The sequence below is a fragment of the Nitrospira sp. genome (genome assembly GCA_029194535.1).
Classification (GTDB): domain Bacteria; phylum Nitrospirota; class Nitrospiria; order Nitrospirales; family Nitrospiraceae; genus Nitrospira_C.
On record JARFXR010000003.1, the window covers coordinates 143,968 to 160,922 of the forward strand.

Here is a 16,955-nt window from a genome sequence, read left to right on the forward strand (position 1 = left end):
GGTGTCCTCAGAAAACGGCGGGCGATACGGCGACCCACTGACCCACACGCGACGGCACGGACATCCAGACGCGAGGGGAGCCCGTTCGGAAAATCGTGTCCCGCCGTTACGCGGAGCCGGCGTGCTGTGCCAGCAGCGAATCGATCATTTCCTTGAATTGGCGCTTGGGCCTTGCACCGACCAACTTCTCCACGACCTGTCCGTTCTTAAAAAACAGGATCGTCGGAATGCTCATGACTTGATAACGTCCCGCAACCTCTGGATTTTCATCGGTATTCAGCTTGCGAACCTTGATCTTTCCGGAATATTCCTTGGCGAGTTCGTCGACAATGGGTGCAACCATTTGACACGGCCCACACCACACGGCCCAGAAATCGACCATGACCAGTTCCGAAGCCTTGATGACATCGGCTTCCCACGTTGCATCTTCGACTTTGAGCGCGTCACCTGCCACGTCACACCCTCCTTCACATGGTTATAGACTCAGTTTTTCTCATCTGTTCATCGTATACCAGCGATCTTCGACGAGTCAATCGAGCCGTTCACCCGATAGTGTGTCAGTTTGCCATTAGAAACGCTGCCGCGTGTCGTTCCCGCAGAAGCGGGAATCCGGTCAAGGCCTGCTCCTCAGCATGGAGTCTTGATCGAGCACCGGATGTCCGCCTTCGCCGGCATGACGCAACAGGAAACCGATCAACTCCCGTTCACCAGGACCACTCAGGCGGTATACCGAACCACCATCCGTCCGGTTTGGACTTCCGCCAGGCGGTCTGTTGGGGCCAGAGACGAGCCACGGCCACGGAATCGAGCCTCGTCGCCAATTCGGCGGCGATGTCGGCCTGCTGTCTTGCGCCTGATTGGATGAGTTCTTTGGCAATGCGCGACAACACGTCGGGAGAATCCACCAGGTCCTCCGGCTTCCCCGTCACCAGTCCCAGATAGAGGTGCTCCAACGGCACCCACTGATCCGTCCGTGCGAGAAATTCCACATAGGCGTCCAGCGCCTGATAGACGTACGTGAGGTACAAATACGCCTCCACGGAAGGACGTGCATCGACCTCGTGTCGACAAGCATCGATCGCGCGCCGAAAGTCTCCCGCGGCCAGATAGATCTTTGCCCGCTGAAGGTCGGTAAAATGCCCGTCCTGCCCGGCGCCTCGCGCGTCGATGGCTCCACTCCCGCAAAACAGCAACACGAGGCATACGAATGCGGCCAGCCGTCCGCCTCCCGAGCTTGAGAGAAGCCTCTGCCTCATCATGTGTCCTTTCGACGAAGGCCGGACCTCATCAACGCATTCCCGCACTGGTGTCCGGAACCACTGACTGGGGACGGCCAAAATGCCCTCCTGGAGCCGCCCACGGCAGCCCTTTTTCGCCGTAGAGCAGCGGGCTCAGAATGCTGCGAACGACTGTGGTGCCGAAGTTTTCCGTCCATCCGATCCCGGTGAGGCTGAACATGAAATTATACTGGGCGCGATCGGGAAATTGCAGATAGTACAGCCCCAATGACCAGCACTTGCAAGGGTTCTGATACAAACCAACCATGTCGTATTCGGGACTCTTTCCGGTAAGGATATCGTAATAGGCCTTCGCACCCAGAGTCCAACCCCACGGCGTACGGAATGCGCCCCCAGCCGTGACGAACTGGATTTCCTCGGTCGGAACAAAGACTTCATTGAACGAGATCGGGTTCCAGACGTCGCCTCGGCGCACAATATTTCCATTCTGCGCATACCGCTGTCCAACCTCGACATACCAGTTATTGGAATCCTGAACGCGGAAGTCCGTGTTGAATTGGCTGAAGGTGCCGCGGTAGGGATCCACGAACGCGTCGACCGTCACGTATTGGTTGATCACCGGCTTCTGCTGCGGCGCCGTGCCACCCTTGTCGAATGTGGACACGGCCAGTTGCGCAACTGTGTACTGGGGCAGATTGTTTCCGATGATGGCATGCACCCAAAAATCCGACAACTTCTTCCCGTTGATCGAAACGGTGGCCGGCTGCAGCGGCTGCGTGACCGTACCCACCGGCGGCACGGCGCCGGGGGTGAAGTTCATCGCGCTGGTCTGCACGCCGTCGACGTGGTAGCTCTGCGCAAGCGTCAGATCGAGCCAATTGAAGCTCGTGTGTCCGTTCTGCTCCAGCACGCGGCTCCGAAGCATGTACGTCAATAGGTTCTTCTTCGGCAAATCGTCGACCTGGTCGATCTGCGCAATCTGTGATTGGTTCGTCTGTGGGACATACTCATACATCGCGCTGGGTTCGAGGGTGTGCAGCACGGCATGGCCGCCACCTGCCACGAATCGGCGGCTCAGCTTTGAGCCTGCGTCCAACGCAGCCCAGAACGTCTGGCGGCTGATGTTGCTGGTACTGTCAATCCCCCGCGAATAATACACTTCCCGGAACTTGGCCTGCGGGCGGAAACCCACCACATGGCCCACGTCGATGATTTCGGTGGACAGTCCTGGCAGAAAGTCGATGCGGTTTTCCGTAAAGCCCTGTTCGCGATAAAAGTATACAAAACTCGTGTCCGTACTGAGCAGAAACGGCGATTTGAAGACAGTCGTATCAGGAAGGCTGTAGCCGATCTCTGGCAGCCGTTGAAACGTATCGCTACCTCCGGCTTGCAGCGGTTGAAGATATTGGCTCCAGAGATACATGTTCCCATAGGGCAACCGGTGCGTCCCCAACAAGTTGTTCTCGTTGCTCGGCAGCGCCCGCTGTGCGCCCGAATTGCTCAACTGTTGGAGGTACTGCGGGTCGGTCACCAGGTTCGCCTGGACGCGAAGCAGCGTATTCGGCGTGAACTGTTGGGTGTGCGTCCCGGTGATCAATGCCCGGGATTCTTGAGCTGGCGTTCCCGATGCGGCGGCGCCGGAGACGTTGGGGAGCTGCGTCTGCTGAAGCGCGCTGACGAACCATTGTCCGCGTGAGAGGCGGTCCAAGACGTATCGATACTCGAAATCGCTCCCATACCCCAGCTTCGTAAAATAAAACGGAGAAACCGTGAGATCCTGGCTCGGATTGATCGCCCAAAAGAAGCTTTCCTGAAGATGCCAGCCGAAACGATTGTCGTAGCCGATCGTGGGGATGAGAAATCCGGTCTTTCTGGGCGACAGCGGATAGGTCATCGTCGGCAACGGAAGGACCCGTGCGTCAAGGACGCACAGCCATCCTCCTTTGAACGCCAGCGCGTCTCCGGCATTGAGATCGAGATCCTTGAACTGGAACCGCCAGGCCGGCGTCTCGTCCGGCTCCGCATCGCAATTCGTGAATCGACCCTCCTTCACCCGGTAGTGATCTTCCGAGAACCGCTGCATCAAGCGTCCGTCAATCTGGGTATTGGAGGCTTTCAGATAGAGTTGGCCGTGGGTCACGATGCCCGCTTCCGTATTGATGTTGAGTTCGAGTCGGTCCGCGGTGAGGTCGCCTCGGGGATCAAGCAAACGGACATGGCCGGTCGCGATCAGCACCCCAGGAAGGGCCTGAATCGTCATATGATCCGCCGCGAGGCGCAACGTCCCCTGACGGACGAGGACCGACCCCTCGGCCTCGTATATCTCCTCCTCTTTCAGGTAGTCGATGCGGTCCGCCGTGAGGTCAAGCGGAGCGGAGCCCGACGACGGCAGTGCGGTACCGGTCGGTTCATCGGCTGCTATGGCGGCGCCGGGAAGGAACAGGAACAGCAGGATGGCGTACACCAGGCGCTTGCGTGCCCCAGCGAGAGTCTCCGCCATTTCAACCCCGAAGAGGCGACAGCCCACAGCCACGCCATGATGCCTTCACCTCTCCGATCAGCATGAGGGATCCCGTGACGCAGATTACATCCTGGGGAGCGGCCAACTGCCTCGCCAATGCCAGGGCTTCGCCCGCATCGGCCGTCACCGATGAGGGTATGGTGATCGTCCCCGCCAGTTCGTCCCGCATTTCCTCGGCCGCCGCGGACCGGGCGATCGACGCGCGCGTCAGCACCACATGATCCGCGACGCTGTTCAACGACGCCATGAATCCCCTGTGATCCTTGTCGCGCATCATTCCCAGCACCACAATGACCCGGGATCCCGGACGGGTCTCCTTCACGGATCGCAGATACGTCGCCAGGGCTGCCGATCCTGCCGGATTGTGAGCGCCGTCAAGCAGGACGTCGGGGCGGGCTTCCAGTGTTTCGAGCCTCCCTTCCCACTGAACGCCGCCCACTCCCTCGCGAATCGCCCGTTCGCATACCTGAAACCCGCTCACGGCTTCGGTGAGTGCAATTGCGCAGGCGGCGTTGTCCACCTGGTGTGCGCCCGGAAGTGCGCAGCGTAACCCCAGGTATCGACCTCGTTGACTCTCATAGGTAAACCGGTCGGGGGTGCCGTCGATGCGGAATTCCCGATCCAAGGCCGATACGGGGGATCTTCTCTCATGGGCGATAGGCTCAATGGTCCGCATGGCATCTTCCGTCATCCGACCGAGAACAAGCGGAACCTTCTCTTTGACGATCCCCGCCTTTTCGAATGCAATCGCGGACACTGTCGTCCCAAGATATTCCTGGTGATCGAGCGCCACGGTCGTGATGGCACAGGCATCGGGCTGCACGATGTTGGTCGCATCGAACCGGCCGCCGAGCCCCACTTCGAGGACAGCGACATCTACCCGCGCCTCGGCAAAATACTGAAAGGCCAACGCCGTGGTGCTTTCAAAAAATGTCGGCTGGAGATCCGCGCCCCCCGCGTCCCGCACCTCAGCGATGACCCGACCCACCGCCTCCTCCGGAATCATGACTCCGTCCACGCGAATACGCTCTCGGAATTCCACCAGATGCGGAGAGGTGTACAGGCCCACGCGATAGCCCGCAGCCCGCATAATCCCGGCGGCCATGGCCGCCGTCGATCCCTTGCCGTTGGTCCCCCCGATGTGAAGCGACCGATACCGCCGCTGAGGATTCCCCAGGCGCTGCGCGAGCGCAACCATCGTCTCCAGCCCCAATTTAATGCCGTGCTTCTGAAGACCGAGAAGGTAGGCGACCGCAGCGGAATAGGTCATGATGCGCGCCGAGGAGAAGGAACTCGCCTAGAAATGCGCGACGAGGGTGCTTAACGTTTCTTTCAGATGTTTCCGCTCGACGATCATGTCGATCATGCCATGCTCCAGCAGGAATTCCGCACGCTGAAATTGGTCGGGCAATTGCTGCTTGATGGTCTGCTCGATGACGCGCGGCCCCGCAAACCCAATCAACGCCTTGGGCTCGGCCAGAATGACGTCCCCCAACATCGCCACGCTGGCGGTGACACCGCCGAAGGTCGGATCAGCCAACAGGCAAATGAACGGCAACTTGGCTTCGCCCAGCTTGGCGACGGCCGCGGAGGTCTTGGCCATTTGCATGAGCGACAGAATGCCTTCCTGCATGCGGGCGCCGCCCGACGTCGTAACCAAAATGACCGGGAGTCTGGCTTCCAAGGCGCGATCGATGGCCCGGCAGATCTTCTCGCCGACCACCGAGCCCATACTGCCGCCCATAAAGCCGAAATCAAACATGCACAACGCGACACGCCGGCCGTTCATGGTGCCCTCGCCGATCACCATCGCGTCTTTTCGACCGGTCTTTTCCTGCTGCGCTTTGACACGGTCCTTATACGACTTGGTATCCTCGAAGCTCAGCGGATCCTGTGGAGCCAGATCGGCATCCCATTCCTTGAAGGTCCCGAAATCGATGAGCAGCGTGATGCGTTCCGTGACGGAAATGGGAAAATGATAATCGCATTTCGGACAGACCTTGTTGTTGCGGTCAACCTCTTTGCGATAGACGATTTCCCGACAATGATTGCACTTGAGCCACATCCCTTCGGCAATCTTCGATCGCTTGGGACTGTCCGTTTCGGATGGCTTTTGCTTCTTAAACCACGCCATTCGCGCTTGTCTCCTACGGGGCCGGATCGAGTCGAATCCTCGCGGCCTTCGCCGGCCACCGTGCCGGCCGATGGGAGCGGAGAATACCATAGCCGGCCAGATGACGCACGTAGTTTCCCCCTCAGTGACGCGCCACAACGGCAACGGAAGCGGCTCAGCCGAACGACGCAACGGAATAGGTCAGGCCGCGAACGTGCCGACGTTCCGGCTACAGCGGACGTTCGCCCATGGCGATGCGGAAGAGCATGGAAAGACCCAATCCGATGCTGCCGAGACCGGCGAGGCCTTGCACCGCGAGGAGAGCCTGTCGTCCGAGCGATAAGGACCAGACCACCGGAAGACTCAACAACAATCCGATCAGCATCATGCCGATGATCGAACCCAAGCCGAACACCGCGATGTAGGCGAGCCCTTCCAGAACCGTGCGCGACGCGGCCACCACGACGAGCACGAGTGCGGCGGAGCCGGCAAGCCCGTGCGCCATGCCGATACACAACGGTTTGAGGGAATCACTCCACCAATGCGCGTGCCCATGGCCGGAGGTCGCCGCATGGCTGTGCAGATGCTCGTGTCGATGCCCTCCATGATCATGGCCGTGGGAATGCCACCGCTCTCGGAGAACGCGGACGGCCAGAGTGCCGCCGAGTGCTATCAGCATGAGACCGACCGCGAACTCAGCCGCGTTCGCAACCGACTCCGGAATGCTGACCTGCAACGCCAGTGCGACCGCTCCCACAAAGAGCAGCACCAGCGTATGCCCGAGCCCCCAACTGAATCCGATGACACCGGATGCTCGCCACGAAGGTCTGGTCGCGAGCACGGTCGACACCGCAGCAATGTGGTCGGCATCGAGGGCATGCCGCAACCCCAGAACAAAACCAAGACCGAGAATCGTGAGATAAGAAGGATCCGTCATGATGCCCCGAAAACGGTAAGGGGCAGGTGGGTATCGGAAACCGGCCGGACCCGCGGCCCCGTCCACCCAAGAGTGACGATAACACGCGGGCACAGGGTAGAAATCGGCCGTACTGTGAGCTCAGAAGCAGCCGGGGTCGGCCGCCGAACCGTGGAGCGACGAGCTGACGGAGGGAACGACCGGTCGTACGGTCGACCGTGCTCAGCCTCCGCGGGCATGCATCTCCAAATGAGGATCCGCGCGCAACTGGTCGATCCCGATCAAACCGCCTTCGCGCAAACCAGCACGTTCAAGCGCCTTTCGTTCTTCCGCGCCCCGGTCCTTTCTCGACTCCCAGCCGGCCCGTATGAGTGCGCGCATATCGTCCCCCGAGAGACCGTCGCGCAGAGGCTTGCGCAGATCGGTCCCCGTGGTGCCGTACAGACAGCGATACCACATGCCGTCCGCCGTCAATCTGCTGCGGTCACAGGACGAGCAAAACGGGGTTGTCGTCGAAGGAATGACGCCGAAGGTCACGCCATCCGGAAGACGGAACCGCTGGGCCGGGGCGGAACCGCGCTCCGCAATCGGTGTAATGATGCCGTAGTGTTTCCCGAGCGCGTCCAGGATCGCATCTCGTGACAACACCTTGGCGGGCTCCCACTCGTTCGCCCCGCCTACGTCCATATATTCGATGAATCGCACTTCGGCCTGGTAATGTCGACCGAATTCGATGAGGGAGACCAGCTCGTCGTCGTTAAAGCCGCGGATGACGACGGTGTCGAGCTTGAGCCCCACGAAGCCGGCCGGTCCGACGGACTCGATCCCTTCCAACACCCGGGCATGTTCGTCGCGACGAGTCAACTGACGGAACCGTTCCGGCCGCAGGGTGTCCAGGCTGATCGTGATGCGGTGCAGTCCCGCTTCATACAACGACTGAATCTGATCCGCCAGGAGAATGCCGTTGGTCGTCAACGCGATCTCGCCGACCCGGTGATTCTGCAGCAGCAGCCGGATCAACCGCGGCAGGTCGCGCCGGAGCAGAGGCTCTCCTCCGGTCAACCGGACCTTGTTCACACCCACGTCGGTGAACAGCTCCGTCAGCACGGCCATCTCCTCGAACGAGAGTAGGTTCTGCCGAGGGAGCCACACGTACTCTTCTTCCGGCATACAGTAGGCGCAGCGGAGATTGCAGCGATCGGTGACCGACAATCGCAAGCTGCGCAACGGCCGGCCGAACGTATCGGCCACCGCCGGATGGAGATCTGTGTGCATCCCTCCCGTTTCCATCGCAGACGTCCTACCGTCTCCCATCATGTAATCAAAGCGGAACGGGCAAGGCCGAGACTGCAACCGCCGAGACACAAAGCCGACCGAGCGCGCAACCGGGCGCAATCGGCGCGAGCTTTGTCATGGATGTTCTTCCACCCACACTTCCCCGCTCGGAGTATGTTCCAGCTTCCAAATCGGCGTGATCTGCTTGAGCTCGTCGATCGCCCACTTGCAGGCGCGGAACGCATCAGCTCGATGCTCCGCCCCCGCGATGATCAGGACGATGTTCTCTCCGATCGTGATCTCTCCGTAGCGATGGACGATCAGCAGCTCGCAAATGTCGAAGTCGGCCAGGGCGCGGTCACGAATCTCCCGCAATTTCTTCTGCGCCATGCCTTCGTAATGCTCGAACGTGATGCCATCGACATCGCGCCCCTTCGAGCGATCCCGGGCCGTGCCGAGGAATACGGCGATGCCCCCGATACGCTTCGAGCGGCTCCGAACGCGGTTGATCTCTGCGTCGATGGAGAAATCGTCGCGCTGGACACGGACGAACTGGGTCTCATCCAAATGCGGTTCCGTCGCCCCTCCCCCGGCAAACGGCGGGAGCAGGGCGACCTCGTCACCATCGCCTATCGCCGTGTGCTCGTGAACGATCTCCTGATTCACGGACACGAGAATCCTTTTCTTCCGGATCAATTCCCCGATCATCGGATAGGCCCGATCGACCAGCTCGATCAAATCCTTCACACACCGTCCGCTGGGCAACTCCAGCGATAAGGAAGACTGATTGCCTGCCAGGGATTTCGTCATGCCGAACAGCTTGACCGTGATCATGTCCCCTCTGTCCCGTCCGAAGTCTTTCTCTCGCGCTTGTATGTTCCGGACTTGCCGCCTGATTTCGAGAGCAAACAAATCTCACTGAAACTCATGTCTCTGTCGATCGCTTTGCACATGTCATAGATCGTCAGGGCCGCCACGGATGCCGCCGTCATCGCTTCCATTTCCACCCCGGTTTGGCCGGTAGTCCTGGCCGTCGCGGTGACGGTGATGGAGCATCGGCCGTCACGATCGGGTTGAGAGTGTTCCGCAAAGCATATGTCCACACTGGAAAGGAGAATCGGATGGCACATCGGAATGAGGTCTGGAGTCCTCTTGGCTCCCATGACCCCGGCCACCTGGGCGACCGCTAAGACATCGCCCTTTGCGATCTTCCCTCGCTGAATTTTTTCAAGGGTTTCGGGCTGCAGGAAGACTTTGGCTTGAGCCGTGGCAAGACGCTCGGTTTGAGCTTTGGCGCTCACGTCGACCATCCGCGCGCGGCCTGCTTCGTTGAAATGTGTTAACTCAGCCATTTTCCTCGCGGAATCAGCCGGTTACGACTGCGCCAGTCGGTTATTATAGGAGCCGGCCCAAAACGGAGTCAAGAGACGCACTCCGGAGGTAATGGGTCAGTTTCCTCTTGCGTCAAGCTCGCGAAGGCGGGCATCCACCCCTCGATCAAGGCTAACTGCTGAAGAGAAGGTCTTGACTGGATTCCCGCTTCCGCGGGGATGACAGACTTCAGTGCGTCTGGATGGCAAACTGACCCACTGTCACTCCGGGCCCTGCCACATGGGAAGCCCTGCGTAAGAATATCCGTATTCTCGCTCTTCGGTTGACACCCAGAAATCCAATCCCGGACAATGCCCCCCATGGTCGGCAAGATCGTCATTGAACGGTTGGAATTCCAAGGACGGTGCGGTGTGACGAGTGAGGAGCGCGATCGGCCCCAACCGTTGGCCGTGGACCTGGAGCTGGATTGCGACACAACATCAGCGGCCGCTTCGGAGGATCTGGCCGACACGATAGACTATGCCAAGGTCCTGGAGCGGGTCGAAACTATTGGTGCAACAGGGGATTGCGCACTGCTCGAAAGTTTGGCCGAGCGGCTTCTGGCCATGTTGTTTACGGAATTCCCCATTGAACGAGCCAGACTCTGGCTGAGAAAACTGGCTCCGCCGGTCGCGCAAACTACCGCATCAGTCGGCCTGAGAATCGATCGGGTACGGCCTGCCTACCCTGTCGCCTCACAGATCTTGACCCCCTCACGCTTTCTGCTGCAGCACATTCATCGTTTACCGAAAGGCCGCGTGCTGGATGTGGCGTGCGGAACAGGCCGCCACGCTCTCTATTTGGCGAATCTGGGATTCGAGGTTGAGGCGCTCGACCGGGATGCCGACGCCCTCTTCCATCTGGCATCGACCGCGAAGCAACAAAGTCTGACGAACCTCATCGTAAAAACCGTCGATCTGGAACGTGCGACCGACGATCGGCCGGAATTCGCCCCGAACCGGTATGACGTGATCGTCGTCTGTTTCTATCTGCATCGGCCCCTCTTTCCCTGGTTCGTCGACGCGCTCAAGCCGAACGGGGTCCTGCTCTATGAAACCTTCACGATCGACAACTACCGGCGCCATCGTCACCCGCGCCGTTGGGAATTTTGCCTCGCGCACAATGAACTGCTGCGTCTGACTTCCGCCCTTCAGGTGCTTTCGTACGACGAAGGAGAACATGTGACGAATTCCGGCATCGACACGGCTTTCACTGCGCAATTGCTTGCGCGGAAGACGCCCTTCCTCTATTCGGACGGTGGATCGGCGTCATGAGTCGCATCGATCTGCACCTGCACACCACTCATTCGGACGGAAGTCTCCGGCCTTCCGAGGTCCTCGCACGGGCGAAGGCCGCATCCGTCACAGCCCTGGCCATTACGGATCACGACATCACATCCGGGCTCCCCGAGGCCATTGCGAGCGGTGAGACACTCGGCATCGAGGTCGTCCCGGGAGTTGAGATCAGTTCATTCGATGGCAGAAGTGAATTGCACATCCTGGGCTACTTTGTCGATTGGCAAGACCCGATCTTCAACGACCGGTTGGCGTCGTTGCGCGCCAGCCGCCACCGCCGCAATCCTCTTATTGTGGAACGCCTCCGGACCGCAGGGCTGGAGATAACCTACGAAGAGGTTCAAGCACTGGCCGGAACGGATGCCGTCGGCAGGCCGCACATCGCTCAACTGCTCATGAAAAAACGCTATGTGACCTCGGCCAAGGAGGCGTTCGACCGGTATCTGGCGGAAGGCCGCCCGGCCTATGTGGCCAGAGAACTCCCGTCCCCCTCGGAGGCGATCGGCTGGATCCGAGAAGCCAAGGGTCTGGCGGTCCTGGCTCATCCTACCTGGGTCAAAGCAGTCGGTTCCGAACTCGCCGTCTGCATTGCAGAGCTAAAAGATCAAGGTCTGGCCGGTATTGAGGTCCATTACAGCACCCATACGAAATCGCAAACCGCTGCCTACCTGAACCTCAGCCGCCAATTCAATCTCCTTGTCACCGGAGGGAGCGATTTTCACGGCGTCACCAAGCCAGACATCGAAGTCGGAGCGGGACGGGGCGATTTGCACATCAAGCCGAACCTTCTGACGGCAATGAAAGAAGCGGCAATTCGTTGACTCTCCAACCCGTTTCGCTACACTGAACCCGGTTCAACATCACCGAGACCCTACCCGATGTCGATGGCCTGGAACTGGCTGGTTCCGCACATTGTCGGTATGCTGGTGGCGCTCCTTGCAGGACCGATTCTCGGCAACCTGGCGGCCATTCAGAGTCTTTCCGTACCGCCTTTGTCTCTCAGTGGCGGTGCGGCCGTTCGCCTGGGCGCGGATGTGGTCGCGCTGGCGCTGCTCCTGTCCCTCGCCTTGAACGCCTATCGGGAGATCCCGGACAACGGCCGGGGATTCGGCTTTCTCAAGCATTTGATCATCCCGCTTGCAGTCTTGACCACCGTCATTTACGGAGACAAGGCGTTTCGCGGGGTCGGATTGCCCTTGGTGGAACGCATCGGTTCGGTTCGCTATCTCTGGGCTTACACCTTCGGAATGATCGCCTCCGGTCTGTGGCTCACCGTGATGTGGCTGAGGCATCTCAACTCATTGCGGGAAACGTTCTGTCCTGTCAGGAACATCAAGCGTTCCGGCCTGCGCGCCGCGTCTAATGACGCATCGGGCGAGACGGACATCGACCGCGTGCAAGACGACGCCCCGCAGGGCGGTCCGACCGTCGTGGTTCAGATGGGAACCCCTCCCCCCATGCTCGGTCGATACAAAGTCCTGAAAGAGTTGGGACGAGGCGCCATGGGCGTCGTCTATCTCGGCAAGGATCCGACCATCCAGCGATTCGTGGCGATCAAGACCATGCGCCTGGACCAGATCGACGACAGCACGAAATTGCAGGAGGTCAAAGCGCGTTTTTTTCGCGAGGCGGAATCGGCCGGACGACTCTCCCACCCCAACATTGTCACAATCTACGACGCCGGCGAGCAGGATGAGCTCGGATACATCGCGATGGAAGTCTTGGAAGGCAGCTCTCTCAAGCCATGGTCGCGACCGCCGAACTTGCTCTCGGTCGCGGACGTCGTGCATGCCCTGACCACCGTGGCGGAAGCCTTGGACCATGCACATCAGCAGGGAGTGGTCCATCGGGACGTCAAACCGGCCAACATCATGCTGACCAAAGATCGGATCGTGAAAGTCATGGACTTCGGCATCGCCAAGATGGCCTCGAGCAGCAGGACCCAGACCGATCTCGTGCTAGGTACCCCGACCTATATGTCGCCCGAGCAGATCGCGGGCAAGAAGGTGGACGGACGGTCCGATATCTTTTCGCTCGGAGTGGTCCTCTTCGAGCTGCTGACCGGCCGCCCGCCGTTCACCGCAGACAACCTCTCGGCGCTGCTCTTTGCCATCGCCCACCAGCCTCACCCGCCATTGAGCGAGCTGCGAAGGGATCTGCCTCCGATGTTCCAGGAAGTGCTCGACCGCGCACTGCAGAAGGATCTCCCGCAGCGATATCGCCGCGCTGGGGAGTTCGCGTGGGATCTCCGAGCCTGCCTCCAGAGCCTTGCGGCCTGAGCGGGGAACCCATGTCCATCCGGACCGTCCATAGTGTCAGATCAGATGTGGGACTGAAGCGGACGCACAACGAAGACCGTTTCCTGGCCGACCCTGCGCTCGGGGTCTACGCCGTCTGTGACGGGATGGGCGGCGGCAACGCGGGAGAGGTGGCCAGCACGCTGGCCATCGAGACCATTCGTACTCGTTTCCGAACCATTCGACAGGATGACGACCGCGTTTCGCTTGTTCCAGACGCCAATCTTTCCCCGAATACCTATCGACTGGCTGAGGCGATCCGCGCCGCAAACGAAACGATCCATGAAGCCTCGTGGACCAACCCAGCCTATGCCGGCATGGGCACCACCATTGTGGCCGCCGGCCTGTCGGAAGGCCTCCTCTCGATCGCCCATGTCGGAGACAGCCGGCTCTATCTCATCCGCAACGGCAGAATCGACGCCTTGACGGCGGATCACTCCTGGGTCGCCGAACAGGTCAGGCGAGGTCTGATGACGGAGGACGAAGCCGAATGCTCCTCCAAGCGCAATATCGTCACCAGAGCGTTAGGCGTGGGGCGAGTGGTCGACATCGATCTCGGAGAGATTCCGGTCCGACACGGCGACCGGTTCCTTCTCTGCTCCGACGGACTGACCCGGGGAGTTCGTCCGCCGGACATCCTTCGCACCGTCGAAATGGCGTCGGACATGGAAGACTCCACCGATCGGCTCCTCACCATGGCCAATGCGGCAGGAGGCGACGACAACACGACCGTGCTTCTGCTCAGCCTGTTCGACGAAGTATCGAGCCCGTTTTGGCGGCGCTTGACGCAACGATGGTTTCCCATGGCTTCCTAATCCGGCGCGAGGAGACTTCCCATGCCCGACACGGCGGCCGCACAGGCCAAACTGCTGGTGAAATTGCAGGGACAAGGGTCGCGCACGATCCAGATCGTGAACGAGCTGTTCACCATCGGCCGGAAAGCCGGGAACGACCTGTCGATCGACGATCACACCGTGTCAGGCCATCATGCCCGGATCGTCAAAGTCCAGGCCGTCTACTTTCTCGAGGATCTCAAGAGTACAAACGGGTCTTCGGTCAACGGCATGCGCGTGGACCGACATCAGTTGCGGGACTCGGACGTCATCACGATCGGCCAGCATCGGATCATTTTTCAGGAGCCGGCGGCTCCGACCGCAGCGGCATCGCCACCGTCTCCCGTCGTGGATGAAACCATGGTCATCAGCGCCGGAGAGTCGCGCGCCACGACCGCATCTCCCTCCCCGAAAGTCATCGTGACCCACGGCAGCACGGACCAGCCGGAATATCTCCTGATCAAGCCCGTGAGCTCGATCGGTTCCCAGCCGGGCGCGGCCATCCGACTGACCGGCTGGTTCGCGCCGAAATCAGCCGCTCAAATTATCCACCGGGGAGGGGCCTATTTTGTGAGCCTGGCACAAGGGGGGAAGGCACTGCTGGTCAACGGACGCGGCGTGACGGGGCAGCAACAGCTCAAGAACGGCGATCACATCCAGGTCGCGGGCGTCAGTCTGACGTTCTATTGGCTTGGCCCAACCAGATAGCTGCGATCGCACTTACGGCTGGCGGAACAACAACACGCCTTTGGGCAGCGTTTGGTAGCAGCGGTCGGACACGTCCTGCGCGTGATCCTGTAAACACTGCATCACTCGGCCGTCCCCGGGTCTCATCGTCGCACACAATCGCCTCACATCGTCTCGACAGGCAGACAGGGTACGGCTCCGATCCTCTTTCCATTTCACAAGCCGCTCGCGGACCATCACTTGGCAAGGCGGCAGCAGGTCTTTCATGCGCCGCTCGAGGCATCTGAATGCTCCTACCCCTTCCATCCCATCGGGACACACCTGCGCGAACTCCGCATCACATTTCAATCGCGTAATCTGCGCCGTGCGGGCATCGCCGATTGGGAGACTGCTTCGGGCCTCGCCGGACGGATCGGAAGGGCTCTGCTCGGCCGGTTGTGCGGCGGGCGGGATGGGAGCGACGACACCGGGAATGGACAGGTCCAGGCTCGGCTCGGCGGGAACCACCGGAGCCGCGGAGGCGGCCCGTGCTTGATGCAACGCGTCTCCGGCCAATTCCTCCTGCGTCGGAAGACTCGTGGCCACGGCAAGCCAAACCGAGGTCAGTCCAACTGCGGTGATCGCCCCGGCCGCTATCCGACTCCACGCATCCTGTCGCGCCACGATTCTCCCCTGCCCTGTTATGGGCCAGCATAAGACAGAGGTTCTGAAAAATCGATGAAATGTCGGGATTCCGCTCGAGTCGAATCGGCTTCTACGGGTGTGGAGGGAATCGCGGTCTCGGTAAGACGATGAACCTCGCCTATCGGAGCAGCAGGGACCGGAACGGATCGTCAGGAGTCGTGATGCAAGTCGGCTAGTTTTCCGGGGCCTCTACGATATGGTTCTCGAATCGCGTACAACCTTCGGCGAGAAGCCGATTGGTGAGCATTTCGCCGGGCCATTCGATGGGAAGATCGGCCGTGAATACCCACACGTCCGGCGAGGTCCAGACCGGCCCGTGTTCATCCGGGAGTTCCGGATCGAACAAATCCGTCCAGACCGGCATATAGACGCCATTGCCGCACTGCGTATGGAGATGGACGATCGTCCGTGCCCGGACCAAGGGATCGAGATCGCGCCAGACGGCGGCCGTTTCGTCCGCCAGTCGGTGGAGCCGCACGGCATTCTGAGCGTCGAACATCGCGTAGGCGGCATAGACGGGGGCTTCGATCGAATCCGGCGCATGCGCAAGCTCGGGACACTGTTCCACCAAACCTTCCAACAGAGCCCGCCGATGAGGATCCTCGAGAGAATCTGGCAGCCCCGCGTCTGGGACTCCGATCAGTTCGAACAGCAGAAACGCCGTGTTCTCGACCGGTGGATACAACCGGGCGGCAAACGAATGGACGCGCTGGGAATCGGCCACGGTGCTGAGATGTTCATTAAGGGACTGCAGGCTTAGCGGTTCCAAAGTCGCATCCGTGAGCAACCGAGCTTCGACGCGCACGACAGTTCCGGACGGAAGCCGCAGATGACGGTGCAACAGATCAGCCGTCGCCACGGGGTCGATCTTCAGCTTCAAGGGATGGGTGAGATTCGCCTGCAGCGGCAGTTCCAAGGCGGCCATCACGGCATAGGACAACTTTTCATCCGCTGGGCCGTCCATCAGAATGGCACAAGAGGCCTCGGCGACCAGGTCGAAGAGCCATTCCGCCATGTCTTCGTCGAGCGCCGCCAGTACCGTCAACAGGTCATGCTCGCGTCCCTGCTCGAGAAAGGCTTGCAAGGTGTCGATGGCCGCATCGGTATCCCCGTGATCGTGGCGGCGGGCGTTGATCAAGTGAATGAGATCTCTGGTCAACGGATCGGGTCGGGACCAACCGAGCATCATAGCTTCCTCGGGATGTGGGGACTCACTCACAGTGAACCATGTTGCCAAACTTTTGCCCGGGGAGCAAGCGTCGGAGCGGTTCGGCATCGCTCCCCGTACGGCCGCGACCAAGCTCCGCTACTCGCCGATAACTTTCACAAGGACCCGCTTGCGCCGCCGCCCGTCGAACTCCCCGTAGAAGATCTGTTCCCATGGCCCGAAATCAAGCCGGCCGCCGGTGATCGCCACCACGACCTCCCGTCCCATCAGCTGACGTTTGATATGGGCGTCCGCATTGTCTTCACCGGTTTCATTGTGGCGATAGGAGGCGCCGTGGGGAGCCAAGTCCTCAAGGAATCGATCATAGTCCTGCAGAAGCCCCGCCTCGTCGTCGTTGATGTACACGCTTGCGGTAATGTGCATGGCATTGACGAGCACCAATCCTTCGGTGACGCCGCTCTTCCGCACGACCGCTTCCACTTGCCGAGTGATGTTGATGTACTCCCGACGCGTCTTGGTTTCGAACCAGAGCTCTTCACGATAGGACTTCATGCCGT

The 16,955-nt window shown here is 60.3% G+C and carries 17 protein-coding genes; 5 read left to right on the forward strand and 12 right to left on the reverse strand.

The genetic code is table 11. From position 1 onward, the window contains the following. Positions 1–106: 106 nt before the first annotated feature. From trxA to moaC, 9 genes are all read right to left on the reverse strand, one after another. On the reverse strand, positions 107–454 hold the full coding sequence (gene trxA, locus P0111_17900; GenBank protein MDF0645904.1) for a thioredoxin: 348 nt from the start codon (positions 452–454) through the stop codon (positions 107–109). A 250-nt stretch (positions 455–704) separates the two neighbouring features. Then, a complete protein-coding gene (locus P0111_17905; protein MDF0645905.1) occupies positions 705–1,259 on the reverse strand; it encodes a hypothetical protein in 555 nt (184 codons plus the stop codon). Positions 1,260–1,287: 28 nt separating this feature from the next. Next, positions 1,288–3,771: an LPS assembly protein LptD gene (gene lptD, locus P0111_17910; protein ID MDF0645906.1), complete on the reverse strand. Its 2,484-nt coding sequence runs from the start codon at positions 3,769–3,771 to the stop codon at positions 1,288–1,290. Further along, complete coding sequence (locus P0111_17915; protein ID MDF0645907.1) at positions 3,740–5,029, reverse strand: bifunctional folylpolyglutamate synthase/dihydrofolate synthase; 1,290 nt, start codon at positions 5,027–5,029, stop codon at positions 3,740–3,742. Before P0111_17915 ends, lptD begins: the two co-directional genes overlap by 32 nt. Positions 5,030–5,056: 27 nt before the next feature. Further along, positions 5,057–5,893 carry an acetyl-CoA carboxylase, carboxyltransferase subunit beta gene (gene accD, locus P0111_17920; GenBank protein ID MDF0645908.1) on the reverse strand — a complete coding sequence of 279 codons (837 nt, stop codon included), beginning with the start codon at positions 5,891–5,893 and terminating at the stop codon, positions 5,057–5,059. Between the two features lie 208 nt (positions 5,894–6,101). Then, entirely contained in the window at positions 6,102–6,809 is a 708-nt protein-coding gene (locus P0111_17925; GenBank protein ID MDF0645909.1) for a sulfite exporter TauE/SafE family protein, read from the reverse strand. A 201-nt stretch (positions 6,810–7,010) separates the two neighbouring features. Then, positions 7,011–8,063: a GTP 3',8-cyclase MoaA gene (moaA, locus tag P0111_17930; protein MDF0645910.1), complete on the reverse strand. Its 1,053-nt coding sequence runs from the start codon at positions 8,061–8,063 to the stop codon at positions 7,011–7,013. 135 nt (positions 8,064–8,198) lie between these two features. Continuing rightward, the gene (locus P0111_17935; protein ID MDF0645911.1) at positions 8,199–8,897 is read right to left on the reverse strand and encodes a molybdenum cofactor biosynthesis protein MoaE; all 699 of its coding nucleotides are present in this window, start codon (positions 8,895–8,897) and stop codon (positions 8,199–8,201) included. Continuing rightward, entirely contained in the window at positions 8,894–9,415 is a 522-nt protein-coding gene (gene moaC, locus P0111_17940) for a cyclic pyranopterin monophosphate synthase MoaC (protein ID MDF0645912.1), read from the reverse strand. Before moaC ends, P0111_17935 begins: the two co-directional genes overlap by 4 nt. A gap of 339 nt (positions 9,416–9,754) precedes the next feature. Between moaC and folB the strand changes: the two genes are divergently transcribed. From folB to P0111_17965, 5 genes are read left to right on the forward strand one after another with little or no spacing between them, the layout of a single operon-like run. Then, on the forward strand, positions 9,755–10,708 hold the full coding sequence (folB, locus tag P0111_17945; GenBank protein ID MDF0645913.1) for a dihydroneopterin aldolase: 954 nt from the start codon (positions 9,755–9,757) through the stop codon (positions 10,706–10,708). Continuing rightward, positions 10,705–11,550, forward strand: a complete 846-nt coding sequence (locus P0111_17950) for a PHP domain-containing protein (protein MDF0645914.1) — start codon at positions 10,705–10,707, stop codon at positions 11,548–11,550. The genes folB and P0111_17950 overlap by 4 nt, the downstream gene beginning before the upstream one ends. Before the next feature lie 57 nt (positions 11,551–11,607). Next, positions 11,608–13,008 carry a serine/threonine-protein kinase gene (locus P0111_17955; GenBank protein MDF0645915.1) on the forward strand — a complete coding sequence of 467 codons (1,401 nt, stop codon included), beginning with the start codon at positions 11,608–11,610 and terminating at the stop codon, positions 13,006–13,008. 11 nt (positions 13,009–13,019) lie between these two features. Then, complete coding sequence (locus P0111_17960; GenBank protein MDF0645916.1) at positions 13,020–13,841, forward strand: Stp1/IreP family PP2C-type Ser/Thr phosphatase; 822 nt, start codon at positions 13,020–13,022, stop codon at positions 13,839–13,841. Positions 13,842–13,862: 21 nt separating this feature from the next. Next, complete coding sequence (locus tag P0111_17965) at positions 13,863–14,567, forward strand: FHA domain-containing protein (GenBank protein MDF0645917.1); 705 nt, start codon at positions 13,863–13,865, stop codon at positions 14,565–14,567. Positions 14,568–14,579: 12 nt separating this feature from the next. On the opposite strand, the gene P0111_17970 is transcribed toward P0111_17965, so the two are convergent. The 3 genes from P0111_17970 to P0111_17980 form a co-directional block, all read right to left on the reverse strand. After that, positions 14,580–15,209: a cysteine rich repeat-containing protein gene (locus P0111_17970; protein ID MDF0645918.1), complete on the reverse strand. Its 630-nt coding sequence runs from the start codon at positions 15,207–15,209 to the stop codon at positions 14,580–14,582. 193 nt (positions 15,210–15,402) lie between these two features. Then, positions 15,403–16,419, reverse strand: a complete 1,017-nt coding sequence (locus P0111_17975) for a hypothetical protein (protein MDF0645919.1) — start codon at positions 16,417–16,419, stop codon at positions 15,403–15,405. Positions 16,420–16,536: 117 nt separating this feature from the next. Beyond that, positions 16,537–16,950, reverse strand: coding sequence for a secondary thiamine-phosphate synthase enzyme YjbQ (locus tag P0111_17980; GenBank protein MDF0645920.1), 414 nt, complete (start codon positions 16,948–16,950; stop codon positions 16,537–16,539). Positions 16,951–16,955: the final 5 nt, after the last annotated feature.

Bases quoted from the DNA above. Each gene is read 5' to 3' on its own strand.
- moaA (MDF0645910.1), bottom strand. From the start codon at position 8,063: ATGCACACAGATCTCCATCCGGCGGTGGCCGATACGTTCGGCCGGCCG.
- P0111_17950 (MDF0645914.1), top strand. From the start codon at position 10,705: ATGAGTCGCATCGATCTGCACCTGCACACCACTCATTCGGACGGAAGT.
- P0111_17980 (MDF0645920.1), bottom strand. From the start codon at position 16,950: ATGAAGTCCTATCGTGAAGAGCTCTGGTTCGAAACCAAGACGCGTCGG.
- P0111_17935 (MDF0645911.1), bottom strand. From the start codon at position 8,897: ATGATCACGGTCAAGCTGTTCGGCATGACGAAATCCCTGGCAGGCAAT.
- P0111_17975 (MDF0645919.1), bottom strand. From the start codon at position 16,419: ATGATGCTCGGTTGGTCCCGACCCGATCCGTTGACCAGAGATCTCATT.
- accD (MDF0645908.1), bottom strand. From the start codon at position 5,893: ATGGCGTGGTTTAAGAAGCAAAAGCCATCCGAAACGGACAGTCCCAAG.
- P0111_17960 (MDF0645916.1), top strand. From the start codon at position 13,020: ATGTCCATCCGGACCGTCCATAGTGTCAGATCAGATGTGGGACTGAAG.
- P0111_17955 (MDF0645915.1), top strand. From the start codon at position 11,608: ATGTCGATGGCCTGGAACTGGCTGGTTCCGCACATTGTCGGTATGCTG.
- P0111_17965 (MDF0645917.1), top strand. From the start codon at position 13,863: ATGCCCGACACGGCGGCCGCACAGGCCAAACTGCTGGTGAAATTGCAG.
- P0111_17925 (MDF0645909.1), bottom strand. From the start codon at position 6,809: ATGACGGATCCTTCTTATCTCACGATTCTCGGTCTTGGTTTTGTTCTG.
- P0111_17905 (MDF0645905.1), bottom strand. From the start codon at position 1,259: ATGATGAGGCAGAGGCTTCTCTCAAGCTCGGGAGGCGGACGGCTGGCC.
- P0111_17915 (MDF0645907.1), bottom strand. From the start codon at position 5,029: ATGACCTATTCCGCTGCGGTCGCCTACCTTCTCGGTCTTCAGAAGCAC.
- moaC (MDF0645912.1), bottom strand. From the start codon at position 9,415: ATGGCTGAGTTAACACATTTCAACGAAGCAGGCCGCGCGCGGATGGTC.
- folB (MDF0645913.1), top strand. From the start codon at position 9,755: ATGGTCGGCAAGATCGTCATTGAACGGTTGGAATTCCAAGGACGGTGC.